We start from the raw sequence: 963 nt of genomic DNA on the forward strand, positions 1-963 counted from the left end.
GGGCCGCTGTGACGACCAGGGCCGCGGCGGCGGTGAGGGCGGCGAGTCTCGTGGTGGTGCGCATGGTGGCCTTCCGTGATGCACGGTGGACGACTTCAGGTCGCCCAGTTGAGGCCAAGATTACGAAGATGTGATTACTGAGTCCAGTGCGACACGTGTGATTAGTGGGATTGATGTGTCAGGCGGCGCCCACCTGGAGTCCCGGGAAGCGGGACGAGATCGCCCCGACGGTCACCCCGACCATCGTCGGGACCGTTCCGCGGAGTGCGAGGTCGGCGCGGGCGGTCTCGCAGTTCGGGTAGGGCTGGTCGTTTCTGTCGAAGGCGTTGGACAGGCTGGTCACGGCGACCGCACGGGTCGCGGAGAACACCACTCCTCCGCTGTCGCCCGCGATCGCGCACAGGTTGATCGTGACGTTCCTGACCCCACCCGGTGTCGCCGAGTCGACGCCGGACACCTGCCCGCACGTATGACCCGTCCGCTGGCCGTACTTGCACAGGGTCTGCCCCCTGACCGGGGACTGCGTGCCGGACAGAGCCAGGGGCAGCGCGTTCTCGTCGAGGACGTGGGAGTTACGGAACCGTGGGTAGTCCTCGGGGTCGACGGTGATCAGCGCGGCGTCCATACCCTCGTCTGCCTCGGCAGAGGTGAAGACTCCGAGCCTCGGCGACCTGCTGTCCTCGGAGACCGTGCCGGGCCGGAACGTCGACTGGCCCGTCGCCTGGTCGGTGAAGGAACTGCAGTGGGCCACGGTGATGTTGACGACCCGTCCGTCACGTATCCCGTTGAATCCCAGGGAACACCAGTTGGCGACGGTGCGGGAGGGGGACAGGACGTACATGCGGGTCCCGCCCACCATGGAGTCCGGCACCAGGGCGCCCGGGTCCGGGCTCGGGGGGTTCGGGGCGTCCAGGACGGCCGCACCCGACCCGAGCGACCCCTGGGCGGGTCGCAGGCCTGCGG

The 963-nt window shown here is 68.7% G+C and carries 1 protein-coding gene; it reads right to left on the reverse strand.

The features are described 5' to 3' along the window. Positions 1-178: 178 nt before the first annotated feature. A partial coding sequence (locus IY392_RS14015; protein WP_228549429.1) for a S1 family peptidase occupies positions 179-963 on the reverse strand: 785 nt, incomplete at its 5' end.

It is taken from the genome of Dietzia sp. SYD-A1 (genome assembly GCF_015356725.1).
In the GTDB taxonomy this organism is placed as follows: domain Bacteria; phylum Actinomycetota; class Actinomycetes; order Mycobacteriales; family Mycobacteriaceae; genus Dietzia.